General features: G+C 43.0%; 25 protein-coding genes. 19 read left to right on the top strand and 6 right to left on the bottom strand.

Annotated elements, in window-relative coordinates; genetic code table 11:
- Positions 1 to 29: 29 nt before the first annotated feature.
- Positions 30 to 1,253, bottom strand: coding sequence for a helix-turn-helix domain-containing protein (locus tag NSQ23_RS15590; RefSeq protein ID WP_339172087.1), 1,224 nt, complete (start codon positions 1,251 to 1,253; stop codon positions 30 to 32).
- A gap of 214 nt (positions 1,254 to 1,467) precedes the next feature.
- Between NSQ23_RS15590 and NSQ23_RS15585 the strand changes: the two genes are divergently transcribed.
- The 11 genes from NSQ23_RS15585 to NSQ23_RS15535 all read left to right on the top strand — a co-directional run bounded on the left by NSQ23_RS15585 (position 1,468) and on the right by NSQ23_RS15535 (position 12,001).
- Positions 1,468 to 1,950, top strand: coding sequence for a PTS glucose transporter subunit IIA (locus NSQ23_RS15585; RefSeq protein WP_192954428.1), 483 nt, complete (start codon positions 1,468 to 1,470; stop codon positions 1,948 to 1,950).
- Positions 1,951 to 1,989: 39 nt separating this feature from the next.
- On the top strand, positions 1,990 to 2,820 hold the full coding sequence (locus NSQ23_RS15580) for a PRD domain-containing protein (protein WP_339172084.1): 831 nt from the start codon (positions 1,990 to 1,992) through the stop codon (positions 2,818 to 2,820).
- Between the two features lie 270 nt (positions 2,821 to 3,090).
- A complete protein-coding gene (locus tag NSQ23_RS15575) occupies positions 3,091 to 4,461 on the top strand; it encodes a sucrose-specific PTS transporter subunit IIBC (protein WP_192954217.1) in 1,371 nt (456 codons plus the stop codon).
- 42 nt (positions 4,462 to 4,503) lie between these two features.
- Positions 4,504 to 5,463, top strand: coding sequence for an aminoimidazole riboside kinase (locus NSQ23_RS15570; protein WP_339172081.1), 960 nt, complete (start codon positions 4,504 to 4,506; stop codon positions 5,461 to 5,463).
- Positions 5,460 to 6,884, top strand: coding sequence for a sucrose-6-phosphate hydrolase (locus NSQ23_RS15565; RefSeq protein ID WP_192954219.1), 1,425 nt, complete (start codon positions 5,460 to 5,462; stop codon positions 6,882 to 6,884). Before NSQ23_RS15570 ends, NSQ23_RS15565 begins: the two co-directional genes overlap by 4 nt.
- Positions 6,885 to 6,998: 114 nt before the next feature.
- Positions 6,999 to 7,940: a sugar-binding transcriptional regulator gene (locus NSQ23_RS15560; RefSeq protein WP_192954220.1), complete on the top strand. Its 942-nt coding sequence runs from the start codon at positions 6,999 to 7,001 to the stop codon at positions 7,938 to 7,940.
- A 611-nt stretch (positions 7,941 to 8,551) separates the two neighbouring features.
- The gene (deoC, locus tag NSQ23_RS15555; RefSeq protein WP_339172078.1) at positions 8,552 to 9,217 is read left to right on the top strand and encodes a deoxyribose-phosphate aldolase; all 666 of its coding nucleotides are present in this window, start codon (positions 8,552 to 8,554) and stop codon (positions 9,215 to 9,217) included.
- A gap of 16 nt (positions 9,218 to 9,233) precedes the next feature.
- The gene (locus tag NSQ23_RS15550; protein ID WP_339172076.1) at positions 9,234 to 9,404 is read left to right on the top strand and encodes a DUF1427 family protein; all 171 of its coding nucleotides are present in this window, start codon (positions 9,234 to 9,236) and stop codon (positions 9,402 to 9,404) included.
- A 25-nt stretch (positions 9,405 to 9,429) separates the two neighbouring features.
- Entirely contained in the window at positions 9,430 to 9,825 is a 396-nt protein-coding gene (locus tag NSQ23_RS15545; RefSeq protein WP_339172074.1) for a cytidine deaminase, read from the top strand.
- Positions 9,826 to 9,922: 97 nt separating this feature from the next.
- Positions 9,923 to 11,122 (top strand): MFS transporter, encoded by a 1,200-nt coding sequence (locus NSQ23_RS15540; RefSeq protein WP_339172070.1) that lies wholly within the window; start codon positions 9,923 to 9,925, stop codon positions 11,120 to 11,122.
- Between the two features lie 63 nt (positions 11,123 to 11,185).
- Positions 11,186 to 12,001, top strand: coding sequence for a glycosyltransferase family 2 protein (locus NSQ23_RS15535; RefSeq protein ID WP_339172069.1), 816 nt, complete (start codon positions 11,186 to 11,188; stop codon positions 11,999 to 12,001).
- A gap of 249 nt (positions 12,002 to 12,250) precedes the next feature.
- On the opposite strand, the gene NSQ23_RS15530 is transcribed toward NSQ23_RS15535, so the two are convergent.
- Entirely contained in the window at positions 12,251 to 13,624 is a 1,374-nt protein-coding gene (locus NSQ23_RS15530; RefSeq protein ID WP_339174395.1) for an IS1380 family transposase, read from the bottom strand.
- A 302-nt stretch (positions 13,625 to 13,926) separates the two neighbouring features.
- Here NSQ23_RS15530 and ahpC point away from each other — a divergent pair, with 302 nt between their 5' ends.
- From ahpC to NSQ23_RS15500, 6 genes are all read left to right on the top strand, one after another.
- The gene (gene ahpC / locus NSQ23_RS15525; protein ID WP_003397103.1) at positions 13,927 to 14,490 is read left to right on the top strand and encodes an alkyl hydroperoxide reductase subunit C; all 564 of its coding nucleotides are present in this window, start codon (positions 13,927 to 13,929) and stop codon (positions 14,488 to 14,490) included.
- A 14-nt stretch (positions 14,491 to 14,504) separates the two neighbouring features.
- Positions 14,505 to 16,034, top strand: coding sequence for an alkyl hydroperoxide reductase subunit F (gene ahpF / locus NSQ23_RS15520; RefSeq protein ID WP_339172068.1), 1,530 nt, complete (start codon positions 14,505 to 14,507; stop codon positions 16,032 to 16,034).
- A gap of 299 nt (positions 16,035 to 16,333) precedes the next feature.
- Positions 16,334 to 17,716: a glycine--tRNA ligase gene (locus NSQ23_RS15515; protein ID WP_339172066.1), complete on the top strand. Its 1,383-nt coding sequence runs from the start codon at positions 16,334 to 16,336 to the stop codon at positions 17,714 to 17,716.
- 57 nt (positions 17,717 to 17,773) lie between these two features.
- Positions 17,774 to 18,448, top strand: a complete 675-nt coding sequence (locus tag NSQ23_RS15510; RefSeq protein WP_339172064.1) for a uracil-DNA glycosylase — start codon at positions 17,774 to 17,776, stop codon at positions 18,446 to 18,448.
- On the top strand, positions 18,423 to 18,629 hold the full coding sequence (locus NSQ23_RS15505) for a hypothetical protein (RefSeq protein WP_035019033.1): 207 nt from the start codon (positions 18,423 to 18,425) through the stop codon (positions 18,627 to 18,629). The genes NSQ23_RS15510 and NSQ23_RS15505 overlap by 26 nt, the downstream gene beginning before the upstream one ends.
- Entirely contained in the window at positions 18,626 to 19,621 is a 996-nt protein-coding gene (locus tag NSQ23_RS15500) for a potassium channel protein (protein ID WP_339172060.1), read from the top strand. Before NSQ23_RS15505 ends, NSQ23_RS15500 begins: the two co-directional genes overlap by 4 nt.
- A gap of 17 nt (positions 19,622 to 19,638) precedes the next feature.
- On the opposite strand, the gene NSQ23_RS15495 is transcribed toward NSQ23_RS15500, so the two are convergent.
- On the bottom strand, positions 19,639 to 21,255 hold the full coding sequence (locus NSQ23_RS15495) for an alpha-glucosidase (protein WP_339172057.1): 1,617 nt from the start codon (positions 21,253 to 21,255) through the stop codon (positions 19,639 to 19,641).
- Positions 21,256 to 21,367: 112 nt separating this feature from the next.
- On the opposite strand from NSQ23_RS15495, the gene NSQ23_RS15490 reads away from it, so the two are divergent.
- Both NSQ23_RS15490 and NSQ23_RS15485 read left to right on the top strand, forming a co-directional pair.
- The gene (locus NSQ23_RS15490) at positions 21,368 to 21,592 is read left to right on the top strand and encodes a YwdI family protein (RefSeq protein WP_339172055.1); all 225 of its coding nucleotides are present in this window, start codon (positions 21,368 to 21,370) and stop codon (positions 21,590 to 21,592) included.
- An 11-nt stretch (positions 21,593 to 21,603) separates the two neighbouring features.
- A complete protein-coding gene (locus NSQ23_RS15485; RefSeq protein WP_339172052.1) occupies positions 21,604 to 21,966 on the top strand; it encodes a DUF423 domain-containing protein in 363 nt (120 codons plus the stop codon).
- 26 nt (positions 21,967 to 21,992) lie between these two features.
- On the opposite strand, the gene gerQ is transcribed toward NSQ23_RS15485, so the two are convergent.
- From gerQ to hemQ, 3 genes are all read right to left on the bottom strand, one after another.
- Positions 21,993 to 22,430 (bottom strand): spore coat protein GerQ, encoded by a 438-nt coding sequence (gene gerQ, locus NSQ23_RS15480; RefSeq protein WP_339172049.1) that lies wholly within the window; start codon positions 22,428 to 22,430, stop codon positions 21,993 to 21,995.
- An 18-nt stretch (positions 22,431 to 22,448) separates the two neighbouring features.
- Positions 22,449 to 22,871 carry a cell wall hydrolase gene (locus tag NSQ23_RS15475; protein ID WP_339172046.1) on the bottom strand — a complete coding sequence of 141 codons (423 nt, stop codon included), beginning with the start codon at positions 22,869 to 22,871 and terminating at the stop codon, positions 22,449 to 22,451.
- Positions 22,872 to 22,993: 122 nt separating this feature from the next.
- Complete coding sequence (gene hemQ / locus NSQ23_RS15470) at positions 22,994 to 23,740, bottom strand: hydrogen peroxide-dependent heme synthase (protein WP_339172044.1); 747 nt, start codon at positions 23,738 to 23,740, stop codon at positions 22,994 to 22,996.
- Positions 23,741 to 23,782: the final 42 nt, after the last annotated feature.

Genomic DNA, 23,782 nt, shown 5'->3' with positions numbered 1-23,782 from the left:
AAACGAGCTTTTGTGGATTTCCACAAAAGCTATGTTGTCCGATATTTGTCTAATTTCATATCGATATATAGTTTCACTTTTTCGCTCATGTTCCCTAGGTCGATGTTTCCGATTTCATTGATTCGCTTCAGACGGTAAGCAAGCGTATTCGGGTGAATATTGAGCGTTTTCGCCGTTTCGTTGACGTTGCTGTCATAATCGAGATATGTTTCGATCGTCTCGACTAAATTTGTATGATGTTGGGCATCGTATTGTTTTAACTTTTCAAGCGAAGCATTGTGAAAATCCCCATGTCGTTTTTTCTCAAAAAGTAAATCAAAAAATTGATACATGCCAAGGTGTTGATAACTTTGAATATTTGCAAGTTGATGAGGGAATGCTCGCTTCATTTTTAATACCGTTTGTGCTTCTTCGTAACTTTTTGCGATTTTTGTATAACATTCATATACATTGCCAAACGCGCCCGTCATAATGTCAACGCGAAATCGCTCTTTCATTTGCGTCATAAACGAGCGAAAAAACCGTTCGATATGCGCTTCGCCGTAGACGTTTGAACTTGGCGCAACGAGCACGATCAACCGCTGATGATCGATCGTATAAAGCGGGACAGCGAGTTGTTGTGTCGTTTTTAATAAATAATCAATTTGCCGCTCGACTTGCGTTTGAATGTGCTGTTGAAATTGAAAAATGCCAACAGAAAAAAACGGATACACATGTACATTTAATTGATGGCATTGTTCAACGATGTCATGGGGAGATGAAAAATGTCCGGTGAGTAGTTTCCAAAAAAACTCTTGAATGCGCTCTTCTTTTTTATGTTTGCGAATTTGTAATTGCAACAATAAATTTTTTGCTGCTTTCGCTGCTTGTTTTAACAAATCAAACTGATGTTCTGTCCACGGCTCATTCATTTCAATCGCCCAAATAAATCCGAGCACCTCTTTATTTTTCCAAATCGAAATGGCGATACGATTGCCTAGCCCTACTTCTGAAATTTCGGCGACACGAACAGGCTCCTCACTTTGTAAAAGTTTTGGAATCACCCCTTCGCGCCATAAGCTATTAATGACGCGTTCCGGCACGCGACGATGGATAATGGTTGCTGTACGGGCAGGATCGGTGTAATGCTCATGTCCACTGTAAGCAATTAAGCGATGGTTTGCATCTTCAATCGTAATCGGACATTGCAATAACTCGCTCACACGATCGGCAAACTCCTCTAAACTTTCAAAATGAGTGGCAAAAGGATTCATGACATCCACTCCGTTTCTTACGTTGTTTTACGATCATTGTAGCATATTGACAAATGAAAGAGCTCACTTTACTCTATAAATTGAGGAGTTGCATATTGTGGGATTGTGACTGCGTTGCAGGCAAGACCTAAAACGGACGAAGGAAGGTTTCTTTCTTGCGTTTTAGGTCTTTTATTTTTTATCCAAATAATTCCTAAGGAAGGAGATATTTCAAATGTTTCGTTGGTTTCGTAAGCGTGAAGAGGTCATTGTTTCTCCATTAACAGGAAATGTACGATCGCTTGAAAATGTTCCAGACCCTGTGTTTGCCCAGAAAATGATGGGCGATGGTTTTGCGATTGAACCAACAGATGGCGTTGTTGTTTCACCGATCCATGGAGAAGTAGTGCAAGTGTTCCCAACAAAACATGCTGTTGGTTTACGTTCGGATCAAGGATTAGAAATTCTTATTCACGTTGGCATTGATACAGTTCATATGCAGGGAGAAGGATTTGAAGCGTACGTGAAAGCAGGGGATCGTGTGAAGGCTGGGGATTTACTTTTGTCGTTTGACTTGACGCTTGTGCAACAAAAGGCGAAAAGTTCCCTTACCCCAATGGTAATTACAAACGGGGACGTGGTAAGCGAGTGTCATCGAGAGCATACAGAAAAAGCGGAAAGAGGCAGCACAGTTTTAATGAGAGTGAAATTGAAATAATATATATGTGATAAAACAAAGAGTGTTAAGGGGACGAAGATGACGTTGCGAATCCATAAAATTTTAAATAATAACGCTGTCGTTGTATTGGATGAAGGGCAAGAGAAAATTGTAATGGGTCCAGGTATTGCTTTTCAGAAAAAGAAAAATGACATCATCCCTCGCGCGAAAATCGAAAAAATTTTTGTGATGGAAGAAGAAAATGAAAAATTCCAAGAGTTGTTACGTACCCTTCCAGAAGAGCATATTGACATCGCTGAAGAAATTATTAGCTATGCCGAAAGAGAATTGCAAGCACCGTTAAACAATCATATTCATATTGCATTGACAGACCATTTATCATTTGCGATTGAACGTATTCAGCAAGGGTATCAAATTCAAAATAAATTGTTAAATGAAATTAAAGTGCTGTATAAAAAAGAATATCAAATAGGTCTTTGGGCAAAACAACTGATTCGAGAACGTCTCGGTATCGACATTCCGGATGACGAAGTTGCCCATATTGCTCTTCATATTCATACAGCGAAAATGGACGCAGCTAGCATGAACAGAACGTTAAAACAAACGACTTTAATTCGAGAAATGATCGATTTGATGAAACAAACATTACATGTTCATATTGATGAAGAAGGAATATCTTACCAAAGACTTGTGACACATTTGCGCTTCGCACTGAACCGAATTGAAAATGGTGAGTTGTTTCATTCGATGGATGATGATATGTTAGCGCTCATTCAAACGAAGTACGAAAAAGAGTTTGCATGTGCTGTTGCGATGGCTGAATATGCGAAAAAGGAATACGGAATTGAATTCCCTGTCACCGAATTAGCTTATATTACGTTGCACATCCAACGTCTAACCATAAAATAATATTTTTGGTATGAGTAAAATGTTTGTGGGAGAAAAGGAGAAAAAAAGACAGGTTCCCTATTTGTTTGTTATTGACTTAATTTCAACAATAACATAAAATGAAAGCGGATAAAAAATTAGATAAAGCGGGATTGTGACTGCATAAGCAGGCAAGACCTAAAATGTGCGACAGTTCCTACAGCATCTGTACGTACGTTTTAGGTCTTTTTGTTTTTCACAACATAATATTTTTGTTTTTCACAATAATAATATTAAGAGGGAGGAATCCACATGAATTACGAACACGTTGCTAAGCAACTCGTTTCGTTGCTTGGTGGAAAAGAAAATGTCATTAGTGCGGTTCATTGTGCAACTCGTCTTCGTCTTGTGCTAAAGGACGAAAAGAAAGTGGATCAACAAGCAATTGAACAACTTGATGGGGTAAAAGGTGCATTTTCTAGTTCCGGTCAGTATCAAATTATTTTTGGTACAGGTGTTGTCAACAAAGTATACGAACAGTTTGTCAAAGAAGCAGGTTTACAAAACGTAAGTGCTGATGTGCACCAAGAAGCAGTCAAGCAAAAAATGAATCCGCTGGCTCGTCTTGCGAAAACGTTGTCAAATATTTTTGTCCCGATTATCCCTGCCATTGTAGCTAGCGGATTGCTTATGGGATTGCTTGGGATGATGAAGGCATTTAAATGGGTAGCGCCAGATAGCGCCTGGATTGTATTGTTGGACATGTTTTCAAGCGCTGCTTTCATCATTTTGCCAATTTTAATTGGTTATAGTGCTGCGAAAGAATTTGGGGGAAACCCGTTTCTAGGAGCAGTGATCGGGGGAATTATGACCCATCCTGCTTTGTTGAATCCTTGGGGGTTAGGAAGTGCTGAACCTGAGTATTTGCATTTTCTCGGTTTTGATATCGCAATGATTGGATATCAAGGAACGGTCATTCCAATTTTGTTTGCAACATATGTCATGAGTAAAATCGAAAAAAGCTTGCGCAAAGTCGTTCCACACGCAGTCGACTTACTTGTTACACCATTTATTACGGTTATTTTAACAGGCTTCACTGCGATTTTAGTCATTGGTCCACTTGGAAATATAGTTGGGAAAGGAATTACAACAACGTTAAACTTCGTATATGACACAGGTGGTGCGCTTGCAGGCCTCATTTTCGGTGGTCTGTATTCGATGATTGTAATTACAGGTGTTCATCATAGTTTCCATGCGATCGAAGCCGGATTGCTTGCGGATATTGGTAAAAACTATTTATTGCCTATTTGGTCAATGGCAAACGTTGCCCAAGGTGGAGCGGGTTTAGCAGTATTTTTAAAATCAAAACGGACGAAAACGAAGGAAATCGCTTTGCCAGCTGCATTTTCCGCTTTTCTCGGCATTACTGAGCCTGTTATTTTTGGGATTAACTTAAAATATCGAAAGCCGTTTATCGCTGCTGCCATTGGTGGGGCGGCTGGTGGAGCGTATGTTGTATTTACAAACGTTGTCGCAAATGCATATGGATTAACGGGCATCCCAATGATTGCGATCGTCGCACCAATGGGGATGGCGAACTTAATAAACTATTTAATCGGCTTTGCAATTGCAGTTGGTACAGCGTTTGTGGCAACATGGATATTAGGATTTAAAGAAGAATAAGGCGAGTGAATGGCTCGCCTTTTTTTGTAGGAGGGAATAACGATGAAACGAGGAGTCATTAGTCTTGGTGAAGCGTTAATTGATTTTATTCCGCTCGATGCAACAAATCGGGTTTACCAAAAAAGTCCTGGTGGGGCGCCAGCGAATGTCGCGGTCGGTGTCGCACGGCTTGGCATACCATCGACATTTGTTGGAAAAGTCGGACGTGACGTACTCGGTGTCTTTTTGAAAGAAACACTCGATGAATACGGTGTCAACACAACTTCGCTTCAATTTAGTGACGATGTTCGCACAGGTGTCGTTTTTGTAACGTTAGCTGAAAACGGAGAACGAAGCTTTGATTTTCACATTAATCCGAGTGCCGATCGCTTTTTAAGCGAAAAGGAAGTGGATGAGTCGTTATTTTTGACGCATCGCATTTTCCATTTTGGTTCTATTTCACTTATTAGCGAACCAGCACGAAGCGCGACAAAGCGGGCTGTTATGTTAGCTAAAGAAAATGGAATGATCGTCTCGTATGACCCGAATTTACGTCTCGGTCTGTGGGAAAACGAACAACAAGCTCGCGAAATGATTATATCTATGTTAACTGAAGCGGACGTATTGAAAATTTCCGAAGAGGAATTGACATTTATTACAGGGGAAGAAGATATTCAAAAAGGTGTAGATGCCCTTGCTTCCTACAACATTCCACTTATTGTCGTCACGCTAGGAGAAAACGGAAGTTATGCGTTCACGAGGGAAGGATCGGTATTTACCCCAGCGCTTAAAGTAGAGGCGGTGGATACGACAGGGGCAGGAGATGCGTTTGTTTCCGGTATGCTTTATTGCTTGCATGAGCAAGAAGGGGCGATCGACGACTTGTCGCTTACGGAAGTTGAACAAATGGCGCGTTTTGCGAGTGTTTCAGGGGCGCTAGCTGCATCAACAAAAGGGGCGATGACAGCTTTACCGACGCGTGATGAAGTCGAACGAATTTTACGAGAAGGTTGGTCGAGATGAAATCGCTCATACAATTAGCTGAGGAAGAAATAAAAAAGTATGCCTCGATTGTTGAAAGTGATCCGAATCGCTTGCGCTATCATTTAATGCCTCCTGTCGGACTAATGAACGATCCAAATGGACTGATTTATTGGAAAGGGACATACCATGTGTTTTATCAGTGGATGCCGTTTCAAACGACACATGGAGCAAAATTTTGGGGGCATTATACATCGCATGACTTTGTTCATTGGGAAAGACAAGCGCCTGCATTAGCTCCGGACGAATGGTTTGACCGAAACGGTTGCTACTCTGGAAGCGCCGTGGACAATGATGGTGTACTTACACTTTTTTATACAGGAAATGTAAAAGATGATCAAGGAATGCGACATACGTATCAATGCATGGCGATATCAAATGACGGCCTTCACTTTGAAAAAAAGGGGGTTGTTGTTCATCTCCCAGACGGTTACACGGCTCATTTTCGTGACCCAAAAGTGTGGAAGCATGAAAACAAGTGGTATATGGTGATTGGCGCACAGAGCGAGCAATTAGATGGAAAGGCAGTATTATTTCGCTCTGATGATCTCATGCATTGGGAGCATATCGGTGCTATAGCAGGAGGAGAGGACGGGAACTTTGGGTACATGTGGGAGTGCCCAGATGTATTCCGTTTGGGTGGAAAAGATGTTCTCATCGTCTGTCCACAAGGATTACAACCAGAAGGTATGCATTACCAAAACGTATATCAAGCAGGATATTTTGTTGGACAGTTAAATTATGAAACAGGACAATATGTACACGGTACATTTACTGAATTGGATCGAGGGTTTGAATTTTACGCACCTCAAACGATGGTCGATGAGCATGGGCGTCGTGTGATGATTGCTTGGATGGGGGTACCGGATCAAGATGAAGATAAACATCCAACAATTCATTATCGATGGGTACATGCACTAACATTACCTCGTGAACTCATTTTAATTGGCGATAAATTATATCAGCGTCCGATTGAGCAGTTGCAGTTGCTTCGGAGTGACGAAGTTCATCATCCAAATGTATTCTTGCAGAAGGAAGTTAGGCAATTTGATGGTGTAAAAGGAAAAACGGTTGAACTGCTACTTAAGCATATCGATGGTAAAGGCGTTTTATCCATTCATATACAAAACAATGTTTCATTCTCATATGATTTTGAACAAAAAGTTGCGACGTTAGAGAGAGAAAGTTTTGCTCGAAATGGCATGAAAGAGAAACGACAATGTTTATTATCACAATTACACACGATTCACATGTTTATCGATACGTCGTCTATTGAAATTTTCTTAAATGATGGAGAGGAAGTTTTTACGGCGCGGTTTTTTTCGAATAAGGATAACGAAGATATTTCATTTCAGACAGATGAACAAGTTACATTTCACTTATACAAATGGAAATTATGTTAAAACTTTTGCTTGTCAAATGTTCAGTGATTTTCGTATGATGAAAGAAAAGGGAGTATTCCTTCAAATATGGAAGGTTGCTCCTTTTTTCAGTCAATAATAAAAGGTGATGAAGCGATGGAGCAAGAAAAGTTAAAAAAAGTGGTTGAAGCAGCGAAGTTGTATTATTTGCTTGATTATAATCAAAACGACATTGCCAAAAAGCTTGGCGTGTCGAGGCCAACAGTATCACGCTTACTGCAGCAAGCAAAGGAAGAAGGAATTGTGGAAATTAAAATTAACGATCCTGCCGAAGATATTCAACAGTTGGCAACACAACTTGAACAAAAGTTCAATTTAAAAAAAGCAATTGTTGTATCCGTTCCTGAACATCAAGATGGCATTATTAAAAAATATTTAGGGAAAGAGGCGGCTGAATATTTACGTTCGATTGTAAAAGACGGAGATGTCATCGGCGTCACATGGGGGACGACGCTGTATCATGTTGCGTTACAGCTTAAACATAAGCATGTGAAAGACGTCAAAGTCGTTCAATTAAAAGGTGGCGTCAGCTTGTCGGAAACGAATACGTTCGCTTCTGATATTTTACATTTGTTTGGAAGCGCATTCAATGCAACGGTACATCACTTGCCTCTCCCGGCCATCGTCGATCATGTCGTTGTTAAGCAGGCAATGGAGGCAGATCGCCATATTCGCAAAATTCTCGATCTCGGTCGACAAGCGAATATTGCTGTATTTACGATTGGATCAATTAAATCGGAGTCGCTATTGTTCCAGCTTGGTTATTTTACAGAAGAAGATTTGCAAACGATTTATTCAAAAGCAGTCGGTGACATTTGTTCACGCTTTTTTGATCAAAACGGAAAGCTATGCAGCGAGGAGTTAAATGCCCGCACGCTTGGCATTGAGTTAGAAGAGTTGAAAAATAAGGAATACTCGATTGTGATTGCGGGAGGTATTCATAAAGTGGCAGGCATATACGGAGCATTGAAAGGAAAATATGCAAACGTATTAGTAACAGATCAATTTACTGCCGAATGTTTGTTAGAAAAAGAATAAAAAACGACAAACGGGGGAAAAGAAGAAAGCCCCCTTTATTTATGCAAAGAAGGAAGAAAGATGGAGCAAAAACGTGAATTTTATTTTACGTTTGTTCATGCTAACGTTTACATATGTTCGTTTTCCTGTTATATTGATGATGTAATCAAAAATTCAACTTAGTAAGATGATTGTAGCTATATTTATTTAAAAATAGGGAGGAACGAATGGTCAACTACCCCCACTTAGCTAACGCTTGAAGTGAGGGCTTGCAACTCCCCAGAAGTGCAAACGGATTTCGTCCTCCTTCCTTGACTTGGGGTTGCATCAGGGGCAGGTTGACGACTACCCAACGACGCAGGTCATGCCTGCATCGTTACCGATTCTCTCGGTGTGTCTGTTGGCAGTACTTGGCTTCCACACACAACAGACGGACCTACGCTCGATGTTTTACGGTTACAACGTTTCCTGTAACCAACTCCATACATCGAGTAGCAGTTATTGGAGTGCCTTTATTGAACGGTTTTCTCCACGCCTTTATTATATCATACACAAAAGAAAGGGGGAACGCGCATTCCTCTCCCACTTACTCCCTTTGGTCGTTGAAGTGGGAGTCTCCTGCGCGAAATAGGATGAACATTGCCCGTATGATTGATCATACGTTATTAAAGCCAGAAGCGACGAAAGTGCAAATTGAAAAGTTAGTAGAAGAAGCGAAAAAGTACGAATTCGCATCAGTATGCGTTAACCCAACGTGGGTAAAGCTTGCTGCTGAACGTTTGCAAGGAACAAAAGTAAAAGTATGTACCGTCATTGGCTTCCCGTTAGGAGCGACAACGCCAGAAGTGAAAGCTTTTGAAACAAAACAAGCGATTGAAAACGGTGCGCAAGAAGTCGATATGGTCATCAATATTGGTGCGTTAAAGGATGGTGACGATGATCTGGTAGAGCGCGACATTCGTGCGGTCGTCGAGGCTGCAAAAGGAAAAGCGTTAACAAAAGTTATTATCGAAACAGCGTTGTTAACAGATGAAGAAAAAGTGCGCGCATGCGAAATTGCTGTTCGCGCAGGCGCTGATTTTGTGAAAACATCAACGGGATTTGCCAGCGGTGGGGCAACAGTGGAAGACGTTGCATTAATGCGCAAAACAGTTGGTCCAAACGTTGGAGTGAAAGCGTCTGGTGGTGTGCGTAGTGCGGCAGATGCAAAAGCGATGATTGATGCAGGTGCAAACCGGATCGGTACAAGTTCTGGACCAGCGATTATGGAAGGAACAACTTCAAACGAAGCATACTAATGGAGGCATTCACATTATGAAAGAAGTAGTACTTAGCTTACTTGCTGGGCTTGTCGTTGGAATCTTGTTTAAATTTTTACGTTTGCCGTTGCCAGCCCCGCCTGTGTTGGCAGGAGTGATAGGGATTTTTGGCGTATATTTAGGTGGCGTCGTTGCGGATTGGTTAATGAAGACGTTTTTTAACTAAACAGCCCAAGGAGGGGTGATCAACAATGGATAAACAACTATTAATTGAAGCGGCAAAACAAGCGAGAGAGCGGGCGTACGTTCCGTATTCAATGTTTAAAGTTGGGGCAGCGCTATTAACGAAAGATGGGAAGGTGTATGGAGGTTGCAACATCGAAAACGCATCATACGGTTTATGTAACTGTGCTGAACGTACAGCTTTATTTAAAGCGTACTCAGAAGGAGACCATGAGTATGCGATGTTAGCTGTTGTTGCGGATACAGAGCGTCCTGTTCCGCCATGTGGCGCATGCCGTCAAGTCATTGTTGAATTGTGTGACCCGAATATGCCTGTCATTTTAGCCAATATGAAAGGCGATGTACAGGAAACGACGGTGAAAGAACTTCTCCCTGGAGCTTTTTTAAAAGAAGATTTGCGATAAGCGTCGGTTTTTCCGACGCTTTTTGCATTGATACATAACAAAAAAGGAAATATAATCGTGTAGAGGATAATTTGACAGCTGACAATGGAGGGATGACATGAGTCAAGATGTATCAAGAAACAAGTTGCTTTGGATCGCGGGGCTTGGATGGTTGTTTGATGCGATGGATGTCGGGATGCTTTCATTCATTCTTGCGGCTTTGCAAAAGGAATGGGGATTAACAGCTGAGCAAATGGGTTGGATTGGGAGCGTGAACTCGATCGGTATGGCCGTCGGTGCTCTTGTGTTTGGATTGTTAGCTGATCGTATCGGTCGAAAGCAAGTATTTATTATTACGCTTTTATTATTTTCGATCGGAAGCGGCTTATCTGCTTTTGCGACAACGTTAACGGTATTTTTAATTTTACGCTTTTTTATCGGTATGGGACTTGGCGGTGAACTTCCGGTTGCTTCCACGCTCGTATCGGAAAGCGTACCCGCTCATGAGCGCGGGAAAGTTGTCGTTTTATTAGAAAGCTTTTGGGCAGGTGGCTGGCTATTAGCTGCGCTCATTTCATTTTTCATTATTCCGACGTACGGTTGGCAAATGGCACTCATTTTAGGGGCTTTACCTGCGTTATACGCCATTTATTTGCGTATTAACTTGCCCGATTCACAAAAGTTTATTGCGGTAAAAACGGCAGAACGTCGTTCTGTTTGGCGCAATATCGCAGACGTATGGGCAAAACCTTATGCGAAGCAAACGACGATGCTTTGGATTTTATGGTTTGCGGTCGTCTTTTCGTACTACGGCATGTTTTTATGGCTGCCGAGCGTGATGGTGATGAAAGGATTTAGTTTAATTAAAAGCTTTGAATATGTGCTAATTATGACGTTAGCGCAATTGCCAGGTTATTTTAGCGTCGCGTGGTTAATCGAACGCATCGGAAGAAAAGCGGTGCTCATTATTTATTTAGTTGGGACAGCGTTAAGCGCTTATTTCTTCGGAAATGCCGAGTCGGTTGCGATGTTAGTGACGTTTGGAGCGCTGTTATCATTCTTTAATCTCGGCGCATGGGGAGCGCTTTATGCCTACACGCCAGAACAATACCCAACGGTTATTCGCGCGACAGGGGCAGGCATGGCCGCTTCATTTGGACGTATTGGTGGCATTTTAGGACCGCTTCTCGTCGGTTATTTCGTTGCACAAAAAGTGTCTATCACGACGATTTTTGCGATGTTTTGCATCGCCATTTTTATCGGAGCGCTTGCTGTTCTTTTCCTCGGAAAAGAGACAAAGCAGCAAGAACTCGCATAATCATACGATAAGAAGCTATAATGGTATCATTGTAGCTTCTTTTTTTGAAAGGAGATATTTCATTTGGGCGTTTCTGTAGTTATTGCGACATATAATCGGTTACTTCCGCTGGCAGAATTGCTAGAGTCGTTAAGCAAACAAACGTATAAACCAACGCAAGTCATTATTGTCAACGATGGGGGGGAATCGGTGCAAGCCGCGGTTGATGCATATCCTGAGCTCCCGATCGAACTCATTGAATTGCAAGAAAACGTCGGGCATGTTGAAGCGCGGAATATCGGTGTGCGTGTAGCAACAGAAGATTTTATCATGCTTTGTGATGACGACGACTTATTATTGCCGTGCCATATGGAACGAATGATCGCGAATATGAATGATGCGGATTTTGTATATTCGGACGTAGAAATTTTTCATTATCGCACGGAAAATGGTATGCGTATACCGACCGATCGCTTTTTATTTGCATATGAATATGATTTACAAGCAATGCGTACATTTTCGACGTATGTTCCTTCAGGGAGCATGTATCGGCGCACGATTCATGATGCGATTGGCTATTTTGATCCGTACGTTCATAATTATTGGGATTGGGATTTCTTTTTACGTGTAGCGAAAGAGTTTTGTGTCAAACGCGTACCGACAGCGAGTGTTCTTTATGCTTTTTCCAATGAAGGAGATCATTTATCGAAACAAATGAATGAAACGAGACAAATGTATTTAAACCGATTAAGTGAAAAACATGAACTTGGCAACCTACCAACAAAAAACTTTTGGCTCCTTTTATCAGAGCCGGATGTGCAAAAACGGCAAGCAAAAAGTGAAATCATATGGGATGGTGAACCGTTTCGTTCGCGGCTCGCTCATCTCGTTCGTCGCTAGGGGATATGTACAGGGTCTTTGCGAAGGCTCTGTTTTTTGTTTACCTGAATCCGTGATGGATTGACATCGACTTTGACTTTTTTGCTGGTTTTATGGATACGTGATCCACCATTCCCTTTTTATGTTTAAAACAGATGTCATCTTCACTCTCAGAAATGAAATAAATATCTTTTTTAGGTATATAAACCAAAGAAAAAACAAAAAAGGACAGAGGGTTAGGATGAGTACAGAATTGCGAACAATCGTTCGTTATGCTCCTTCTCTCCATTTTATGTAAATGTTCAGAAGGGGCTCGCTATAGCCACTCCTTCGCGTCAGTTTCATCCAGATCTGTCGTGATCGGCGGACGAGTCGACCTGCCATCGTGATCACCGTCTGAATGATCGTCTTGATGCGGCGGCGTTTCACTTTATGATGTAATGGATGTCTCGGATCGCTTAATAGATCTTGTCCAATCAGACGAAGAAGGTTGTACACGAATGCTCCCATGACTAACACGAGCGCATTCGTTTTCATCTTCCCTGATGGAAGTCGCTCTAAATCTAAGTCGCTTTTCAGTTCGCTATGAAACTGTTCGCATGTCGCATGATCGTGATACAATGCGAGCACATCACTCATTCGAACATGCTCGTATCCTTCGAGGCGCACCCAGTAGCTTTCGACTTCGTAATCAGGAACGAGCATCAGCTGTCCATTTCGTTCCATCGTTCGTTCCGTCACTTGGGTGACTTGAACGTACGTATACGTGTGTCCATCAATTGCTGCTGTCTGTGGAAGGCATAACTCATACGTTTGTACTCCTTCGGTTTGTCCATCATCGATGCGTCTGCCCTTTTGCGAAGCGATCTGGAACCAAAGCGCTTTCGATTCTCGGCGTAAGTTTCGCTTGATGACAAAGTCCACGTCTTCCTTTAGACATACGTGCACATTCGCTTCCGCATCGTTTCCTGCATCCATGCGGACAAGCAGACGAGACGAGGTCAGCGGACGAGCTCGACGGATGGCGGTAGTTAAAAACGAAGGCATGTTGTCTTGTACATGTTGTTTCCCTGGACGCAGCTCGGCATGAACGATATACCCTTCCTTCCCTGCGTACGCAAACAACGGCGTAAAACCGTCAAATCCTTTATACGTTCGACTCACTCCTTCTTTCTTCGTATCGGAGTTGTCAAATGGGGAAGCATCTATATCAAGGGGAAGCCATGTCGTTTTCCCTTTCGCCCAACAAGGGGACAAGGTAGCGTGTTGTCGAACCAACAGACGCATCGATTCCTCCCAAATGATGGTTTCGGTCATCGGAAGACAAGCGAGCTGATCGAGACGCTGTCGCAACGTTGGGGAGGAAGGCACGTGCTGAATACCCATTGATGTCGAAAAGATATCGTCCTGACGATACGCTTCGATATGATCAAAATCCGTTTTTCCTGTGGCAAGCAAGCCGATCATCGAGCGAATGACGTCGCTATGGGAAATGTGCACATCTCGACGAACCGTTGGGAGCCGAAGGGCGTTTACTCGTTTATCCAGCTTCGTTTGGTGCAGTAAGTAGCCCACGAGAGCAAGCCCAGCACTTGGAGTAATCGCTTCATCTGTCAATACAAACCGAATCGGGAAATCTTTCATCACATTCACCTACTTGATGAAGAATCGTCAACGTCGTTTTCCCTTATCGTATCAACGGTTTGCGACCATTGTAAAGATGTTTTGTCACGGATTCAGGTGTTTATAGAAAAAGGAATAAAGAAGAAATGTGTCGAAAAACTAACAAGGTTAAGTAGTTTCTGCTTGACAAATAAACATTCCTATATGATAATTTATATTGCATTGTAATTGTTATAATTTTATTATTGTTTCAGTCATAAATTTCGAATGACTGGGACAAGCTATGCATATGCAAAAAAATACAACGAGGAGGATGATTTACAATGCCATTAGTAGGAAAACAAGTACAACCATTTAAAGCGATGGCGTATCATAACGGTGAATTTATCGAGGTAACAGAAGAAAACTTAAAAGGAAAATGGAGCGTCGTTTGCTTCTATCCAGCAGACTTTACGTTCGTTTGCCCAACAGAATTAGAAGATTTACAAAACGAATATCCGAAATTAAAAGAGCTTGGTGTTGAAGTATACTCTGTTTCAACAGATACACACTTCACGCATAAAGCATGGCACGATCATTCGCCAGCTATTAGCAAAATTGAATACGTAATGATCGGCGACCCTTCACAAAAATTATCACGCATGTTCGAAGTGCTTGATGAAGAAACAGGTCTTGCGCAACGCGGTACGTTCATTATCGATCCAGACGGCGTTATCCAAGCAGTTGAAATTAACGCTGACGGCATCGGTCGTGACGCAAGCACAATTGTAAACAAAATTAAAGCTGCACAATACGTGCGCAACAACCCTGGCGAAGTATGCCCAGCAAAATGGCAAGAAGGTGGGCAAACATTGAAGCCAAGTCTTGACCTTGTAGGTAAAATTTAAGGAGGCTTACGTCAATGGTATTGGATGCTGAAATTAAAGCACAGCTCGCCCAATATCTACAATTGATGGAAAATGACATTGTGTTAAAAGTGAGCGCGGGAGACGATTCAGTTTCCCGCGATATGCTTGCTTTAGTCGATGAGCTTGCAACAATGTCATCGAAAATCAAAGTAGAAAAAACAACGTTAGAGAGAACGCCAAGCTTTAGCGTCAATCGCGTTGGCGAAGAAACGGGCGTTGTGTTCGCAGGAGTGCCTTTAGGACATGAATTTACTTCCCTCGTGCTTGCGTTGCTTCAAGTGAGTGGACGTCCGCCAAAGGTCGATCAAGCGGTCATTGATCAAATTAAAGGTTTACAAGGAACGTACCGTTTTGAAACATACGTCAGCTTAACGTGCCATAACTGTCCGGACGTCGTTCAAGCATTAAACGTCATGAGCGTACTAAATCCGAATGTTTCACATACGATGATTGATGGAGCAGCATTTAAAGAAGAAGTCGAACAAAAAGACGTGATGGCGGTGCCAACTGTCTTTTTAAACGGTGAACCGTTCGCAAGCGGACGCATGTCGCTTGAGGAAATTCTTGCGAAGTTAGGAAGCACACCGGATGCCTCTACTTTTGCAGAAAAAGACCCATTTGATGTGCTTGTCATCGGTGGTGGACCTGCTGGTGCAACAGCAGCGATTTATGCTGCGCGTAAAGGCATTCGCACGGGAATTGTCGCTGAACGTTTTGGCGGTCAAATTTTAGATACGCTAGGCATTGAAAACTTTATTAGCGTCAAATATACAGAAGGTCCAAAGCTCGCGGCAAGCCTTGAAGAACATGTGAAACATTACAATGTTGACATTATGAACTTGCAGCGTGCGAAACGGTTGGAAAAGAAAGACCTCATTGAAGTTGAACTTGAAAACGGCGCCGTTTTAAAAAGTAAAGCGGTCATTATCGCGACAGGTGCGCGTTGGCGCAATCTCGGCGTCCCTGGCGAAGCGGAGTTCAAAAATAAAGGGGTTGCTTACTGCCCGCATTGCGACGGTCCGTTGTTCGAAGGAAAGCATGTCGCGGTCATTGGCGGTGGTAACTCTGGGGTCGAAGCGGCAATTGACCTGGCGGGAATTGCTAAGCATGTGACCGTTCTTGAGTTTGCGCCAGAATTAAAAGCGGATGCTGTGTTGCAAGATCGTTTGTACAGCTTACCGAACGTAACAGTCATTAAAAATGCGCAAACGAAAGAAATTACAGGTACAGACAAAGTAAACGGTCTCACATATATTGATCGCGCAACAGGCGAAGAGCACCATATTGAACTTCAAGGTGTATTCGTGCAAATCGGGCTTGTACCGAATACAGAATGGTTAGAAGGAACGGTAGAGCGCAATCGCTTCGGTGAAATTATCGTCGATAAACGCGGTGCAACAAACGTTCCTGGTGTCTTCGCTGCTGGCGATTGTACAGATAGCGCATATAAACAGATTATCATTTCCATGGGCTCAGGCGCAACAGCTTCTTTAGGTGCGTTTGACTACTTAATTCGGAATTAACCGGTTTCCCTCCCCTTGACGCTCGTATTGTCGTTTGATACAATATTAGCCAAACGAAATACAGGTGCAACGATGAAAGATGGATAGTAGCTAAGATCGTTCTTTTATAGCGAGCTAGGGAGGGTGGAAGCCTAGCAAAGACGCTTAGCGAAACGGCAGTCTGGAGTTGCTTCACGCAAAAAGTGGATGCGTTACGCATCAACTAGGGTGGAACCGCGGGAGTTACGCTCTCGTCCCTAGGCGAAAGGCCTAAGGACGAGAGCGTTTTTTGTTTACACTTCGTAAGAGGAGGATGAAATATGTCGGTAACGATGGATCAAATTGTGGCACATGCGAAACATCGCGGTTTTGTTTTTCCTGGCTCAGAAATTTACGGCGGGTTAGCGAATACGTGGGATTACGGTCCGCTAGGGACAGAATTAAAAAACAATATTAAGCGCGCATGGTGGAAAAAGTTTGTCCAACAATCGCCGTACAATGTCGGATTAGATGCAGCGATTTTAATGAACCCGCGCACGTGGGAAGCGTCAGGTCATTTAGGGAACTTCAACGATCCGATGATTGACTGTAAACAATGTAAAGCGCGTCACCGGGCAGACAAACTTATCGAAAGCGCCCTTGAAGCGAAAGGCATTGAAATGGTTGTCGATGGGCTCCCATTTGAAAAAATGGAGCAGCTTATCCAAGAGCACGACATCGCTTGTCCGGATTGCGGCAGTCGCGACTTTACGAACATTCGCCAATTTAACTTAATGTTTAAAACGTTCCAAGGTGTAACGGAATCGAGCGCGAACGAAATTTATCTTCGTCCTGAAACGGCACAAGGCATTTTTGTAAACTTTAAAAACGTGCAGCGGACAATGCGCAAAAAATTGCCGTTTGGTATTGCGCAAATCGGAAAAAGTTTTCGGAACGAAATTACACCTGGAAACTTCACATTCCGTACGCGCGAATTTGAGCAAATGGAGCTTGAATTTTTCTGCAAGCCGGGCGAGGAATTGCAATGGTTTGATTATTGGAAACAATATTGCGAACAGTGGCTTTTATCGCTTGGCATGAAGCGTGAAAACATTCGTTTGCGCGATCATTCTGCAGATGAACTATCTCACTACAGCAACGCGACAACAGATATTGAATATAAGTTCCCGTTCGGTTGGGGCGAGCTATGGGGCATTGCATCGCGCACCGATTACGATTTGCGCCGTCATATGGAATATTCAGGAGAAGATTTCCATTACCTCGATCAAGAGACGAATGAGCGTTTCATTCCGTACTGCATTGAACCTTCACTCGGTGCAGACCGCGTGACGCTTGCCTTTATGATTGATGCATATGAAGAAGAACAACTTGCAGACGGCACAACGCGTACCGTCATGCATCTTCATCCGGCATTAGCCCCATATAAAGCAGCTGTATTACCGTTATCGAAAAAGTTATCAGAAGGTGCACGTGAGATCTTTGAACAATTGTCACAACACTTTATGGTTGATTACGACGAGTCAGGATCAATCGGTAAACGTTATCGCCGCCAAGATGAAATTGGTACACCGTTCTGTATTACGTATGATTTCGACTCAGAACAAGATCAAATGGTAACTGTGCGCGATCGCGACACGATGGAACAAACACGCATTCCAATCGCACAATTAAAAGACTTTTTAGAAGAAAAAATTCAATTTTAACGAAAAACAGGCTATCCTATCGTTAGGGTAGCCTTTATGTTAGGAAGGAGTGAAACGATGAGCATATTGAAAAATGATTGGGCGCCTCTATTAGAAGAGGAATTTCAAAAGCCGTATTATTTGAAGTTGCGTCAGTTTTTAAAAGAAGAATATCGCACGAAAACGATTTATCCCGATATGCACGATATTTTCAACGCCCTTCATTACACGCCATATGCCAATGTGAAAGTCGTTATTTTAGGACAAGATCCGTATCATGGACCGAATCAAGCGCACGGATTAAGTTTTTCTGTCAAACCGGGCGTCGCTTTACCTCCGTCGTTATTAAACATCTTTAAAGAATTACACGATGATCTCGGCTGTTACATACCGAACAATGGCTATTTGTTAAAATGGGCGAAGCAAGGGGTATTATTGTTAAATACGGTATTAACGGTACGGCAAGGGGAAGCAAACTCGCACAAAGGAAAAGGATGGGAACATTTTACGGATCGCATCATTGAACTTGTGAATGAAAAGACGGAGCCGGTCGTCTTTATTTTATGGGGGCGTCATGCCCAAGCGAAAAAAGCGCTCATTACAAATGAACATCATTATCTTATTGAAGCCCCGCATCCGAGCCCACTTTCAGCCGCGCGAGGCTTTTTCGGCAGCCGCCCGTTTTCGAAAACGAACGCGTTTTTACAACGAACAGGGAGAGAGACGATTGACTGGCAAATCGAAAACATTTGATACTCGAATAAACTGTTATGCATGCAAACATTTTTACGTCACGTGGGACCCGCAGCTGCCGCGCGGTTGTCGTGCGTTCGGTTTTAAAAGCGTCGCGTTGCCGTCTATTGTCGTTAAGCAATCATCTGGCGCGCCTTGCATGAAGTTTGTAAAAAAAGGACATAAGGGGAGAAACGGATGAGTTCGTCGCGCTCTATCGTCGTTTCCGTTGTGGCGATGCTCTTCGCCATTGCTGCAGGAACGATAGGGTTTATGTTTTCTGAGCAATTAACGTTTTTTGATGCTCTTTGGTTGACTGTTGTTACGATTTTAACGGTTGGCTATGGCGATACAGTTCCACAAACGTTTTATGGGAAAATGTTTGCACTGATCATTATTCCCGTCGGTATTAGCATCGTGACATACGCGACAGGGGCGGTTGCTTCGATGATGATGGAAGGGGAATTTTCGAAAACAGTGCGGAGGCGAAAAATGAAAAAGAAAGTTGAAACGATGAGAAATCATATTATCGTATGTGGGTATGGACGAGTGGGAGAACAAGTCGTGCGCGAGCTTGTCAAAAACGGGACACCTGTCGTTGTTATTGAGCGAAACACGGATTGGCTCGAAGAAATGGACGACCCTCTTCCGTACGTCGAAGGGGATGCGACAGAAGATGACGTATTGATCGCGGCAGGCATTGAACGGGCGGCTGGCTTAATTGCCGCGTTGCCATCTGATGCTGATAACGTCTTTATTGCCTTAACAGCAAAAGGAATAAACCGCGACATTCAAGTTGTCGCGCGTGCCGAGCGGCCAGAATCAGAAGAAAAATTGCGGCGCGCCGGTGCGGACAAGGTGATTAACCCTTCGTTTTTGGGCGGCCGGCGCATGGCGATGACGATATTAAAGCCAGTTACTGTCGATTATGTTGATACGATTTTTCACGACCGTACCGGACAATACGCCATTGAGGAAGTAAAGATTGAGCCTCATTCTTCATTTGTTCATACGTCTGTCGGCGATCAAGCGGTAAGGACGCGCTTTCGAGTGACGATTATTGCTATTCAGCGGCAGGACGCCATCATTGGGAACCCGACCCCAGATGAGCGGTTTTGCGCGGGCGACATCGTCATCGTCTTTGGGGAAAAACGAGCGTTGGAAGCGTTTGAACAGGCAGTAAATAAAAAGTAAGCAGCCATATCGGCTGCTTACTGTAATGCATAAATTCTCGCTTCGTGTGGGCGCATATGAAGCGTCGTTCCTTCTTCTTTGACGTCTGTATAGTTGCCGAGCAAGAGGCGGCGACTTGCAGAGCTGATCTCTTCTGGCAATGTATATACGTTGTCGCTGTCGCAATGATTTAAAACGATGAGCCAGCGAACGCCATCGAGCTCGCGTGTATAGGCATAAATGTACGGCTCATTTTCTGAAAGATCGCGGAACGTGCCGTACACCATTACCGGATTTTGTTTGCGTAATTGAATAAGCTTTTTATAGTAATAATATACTGAGTTTGGATCAGCTAACGCTTGTTTCACGTTAATTTCTTTATAATTCGGATTCACTTTTAACCAAGGCGTTCCCGTCGTAAATCCTGCATGTTCGCTATCGTCCCACTGCATTGGTGTCCGAGAATTATCGCGGCTTAATAGCTGCAAGCTTTCTAGCACTTCTTTCGGATCGCGACCTTTCGCGACTTCTTCCGCATATTTGTTTTTCATCGCAATGTCGTTATAGTCATCAATTGAGTCAAATTTGACGCCCGTCATGCCGATTTCTTCTCCTTGATAAATGTAAGGCGTTCCAGGCAACGTATGCACGAGCGTAGCGAGCAATTTCGCTGATTCAACTCGAAATTCTTTGTCGTTTCCGTAGCGCGTCACTTGTCGCGTATGGTCGTGGTTGTTTAAAAATTGTGAGTTCCATCCTTTCCCCCACAACCCTTCATACCAACGTTTTTGAATTTGTTTAAAGCGAATCGGATCCCATGTCGGCATTTCGTCACATACTTCAAAATGGAACAGCGTATGTAGCTCGTTTCGGTCTTCCCCGACATATTTCAACCCTTCTTCTGGCGACACGAAAGCGACTTCACCGACTGTGAAAATATCATAATGCTTTAACACTTTTTCATGCATTTCTTGCAAGTAATCGTGCACGCCTGGGTTGTTTGTTAAATAGCGAATGTCATATGGATTTTCGGCATCAGGAAATCCTTCAGGTTTGGCAAGCAAAGCAATCGCATCTAAACGGAACCCGTCAATGCCTTTATCTAACCAAAAGCGCATCATTTTATAAATTTCTTCACGAACTTCTTTATTTTCCCAATTCAAATCTGGTTGTTCAACTGCAAAGGAATGGAAGTAGTATTGCCCTGTTTTTTCATCGTATTCCCATGCGGACGGTGTAAAGTACGAACGCCAGTTATTTGGCTTGTCACGCCATATGTACCAATCGCGTTTCGGATTGTCTTTTGACGAACGCGACTCAATAAACCAAGGATGTTGGTCAGATGTATGGTTTACGACAAGGTCCATAATTAATTTCATTCCACGTTTATGTACCTCGTGAAGCAGGCGATCAAACGTCTCCATATCCCCTGCTTTATCCATAATGCGATAGTAATCAGAAATGTCGTAGCCGTTATCTTTATCTGGGGACTCATAGCACGGATTGAGCCAAATGATATCGACCCCTAAATCGTGAATGTAATCGAGCTTTTGAATGAGCCCTTCCAAATCGCCATACCCGTCGCCATTTGAGTCAAAAAAGCTGCGCCAATACACTTGATAGACGACAGCTTCTTTCCACCATGTCCGTTTCATTTGCTGTCACTCCTTTTTTAAAGCGTTTTCAATTTGAAAAGTTGCTATGTATAAGATACCATTGTTGTAAAGGAAAAAGAAGTGGGGGAGTGAAAACGTTTTGGACATATCGGTGACAAATGTATTAACAAAGATAGAGGAAGAAATCGCACAGGCGAAGCAGTCGTCCTCACCGCATACGATGCGTGAGCATATATATGCGGTTCGCGCATTGTGCGATGTCATTTTACAACAACGATCACAAAATGTGACGGCGATTACGATACGGCAGCCGGCAACAACTGAACGATTAGACATCGATGCTGAAGCGAACGGACCATCATTACTTGATTTTTAGGGGGAATGAACATGAAAATATTTACAATTATCGCTTCCATTAGCGCAGCATTATGTGTCGCGCTCGGTGCGTTCGGGGCACATGCGTTGGAAGGAAAAATTCCAGAACGGTATATGGACATATGGCAAAAAGCCGTTCAATACCAAATGTTCCATACGGTCGGTTTATTTCTCGTTGCGTTGTTTGCGACAAAATGGCCGAACGTGACGCCAGCTGGTTGGTTTATGGTTGCGGGCATCATTTTATTTTCAGGAAGTTTGTATATCCTTAGTTTGACACAAATCAAAATACTTGGGGTGATTACCCCGTTTGGAGGCGTATCGTTTATTATCGCTTGGTTACTTTTAGCGTATACTGCGATCAAACATATGTAAAACGAGGCGCGTTGGACGCCTCGTTTTTAACGTGGGGCATATGTGCTTAATCCGACACCTGATGCAAATGGATATTCATAATTAATTTCTTCATCAAATGTCACATAGTCGAGATAAATCATCGGCAATAAATAGCGCATGCCTGTTTGTGGATCACTTAAAATAAGATGGTCGCGTCCAGCTGCTTCAACGACGCCGCGGAAAATTTTCGCATTCCATTCACGATTGTTTTCAAACGTCGCATAAACTGTGGCGATTTTACCTTTGTTTAGGCGCAAAATGTTTTCAATGTACGACTCTTCAATCGGGAGCATCCCCGATAGCGGTGCGGCTGTTGGTGTTTGCATCGCTCCCGTTTGGGGCGTAAACGTTGGTGTAGGCAACCCAAATGGATATGTTGGCATTTGGTACGGATAGTAGTAAGGATATGCATAATAAGGAACTTGTTGTCTTTCTTCACTCATACTAATCCCTCCCTTAAATTAATATACGCGTGGACAATCCGAGCGAGTTGGCGCGTAAAAACAATGAGATTTGAAGCGACCGGTATTCCATTGATTAAACCATTGTGCTGGACAAGGACCATCTGGTCTGAAAAACCAAAGCGCATTCGTTGCTGGATGAAATCGCTCACCGCGAATGACGCGCCGGGCAAGGCGCATGTCTTCTTCGCGGGCACGTTGATAAAAATACCCCTTTTGTACAGCTTCAAATCCCCCAGGACTTTGGAATACCATTTGTCGAATGGTACGCAGTCCAATAAAATCTAGACAGTCTGCGATGACTCGATTAATTCCTACGTTCCCTACCATAAGCATGCCGAGCTGTCCATCTCCTTCTGCTTCCGCTCGCATTAAACGGGCCAGTAATTTCACATCTTCTTCTGTATGTGCAACAACAGCCATCCCTTCACCTCCCTTTATGGAAATCGCTATTAGCCTATGATGAAACATGCGAAAATGTGAGGAAAGTCGTCATTGTTATATGTATGAAGCACATCATAAAAAAAGACCTCCAAATCGGAGGCCTATACATGTAAAAACGATTGTATTTTTTCCTTTGGCAAGATGTTCCCAACAAAAAACGAGCCAAACTCACCAAATCGTGCGCTTACTTCATCGAAACGCATTTCGTACACAAGCTTTTTAAACTGAAGGACATCGTTTGAAAAGAGAGTGACGCCCCATTCGTAGTCATCAAAACCGACAGAGCCCGTAATAATTTGTACGACTTTTCCTGCATATTTTCGTCCTGTCATGCCATGTGCGCGCATTAAATTGCGGCGTTCTTCCATCGGAAGCATGTACCAATTATCATTTCCTTGACGACGCTTGTCCATTGGATAGAAGCATACGTGATTTGTTTTCGGTAAAATCGGATATAAACGGCGGCGCACTTCTGGGTTTTCATACGGATCGCCAGCTTCTGCCGGCAAATAGTTGCTTAGCTCAACGACAGAAACGTATGAATACGCAGGGATGAGATATTCAGCTAACTTTGTTTTGTTGATTGCTGTTTCAATTTCATGAAGTTCTTCCATCGTCGGACGTAAAAGCATAAACATGACGTCCGCTTTTTGCCCCATAATCGTGTAAATGGCGTGACTTCCCTCTTTAGCCGCTTCCGTTGTTTCCCATTTTTCCACTAGCGTTAAAAACTCATGAATTGCTTCTTGACGCTCATCATTCGAGAGCGTTTTCCAAGCTACCCAATCAATTGTGCGAAAATCATGCAGGCAATACCAACCGTCTAACGTTTGTGCTGCTTCGCTCATATGTCACACTCCTTTTGTATGTACTGTTAAAAATTTTATCAT

The sequence above is a fragment of the Anoxybacillus sp. FSL W8-1294 genome (assembly GCF_037965005.1).
In the GTDB taxonomy this organism is placed as follows: Bacteria; Bacillota; Bacilli; order Bacillales; family Anoxybacillaceae; genus Anoxybacillus; species Anoxybacillus flavithermus_G.
Note: the sequence above shows the minus strand (reverse complement) of the source record. Positions and strands in the feature narration are given on the sequence as shown.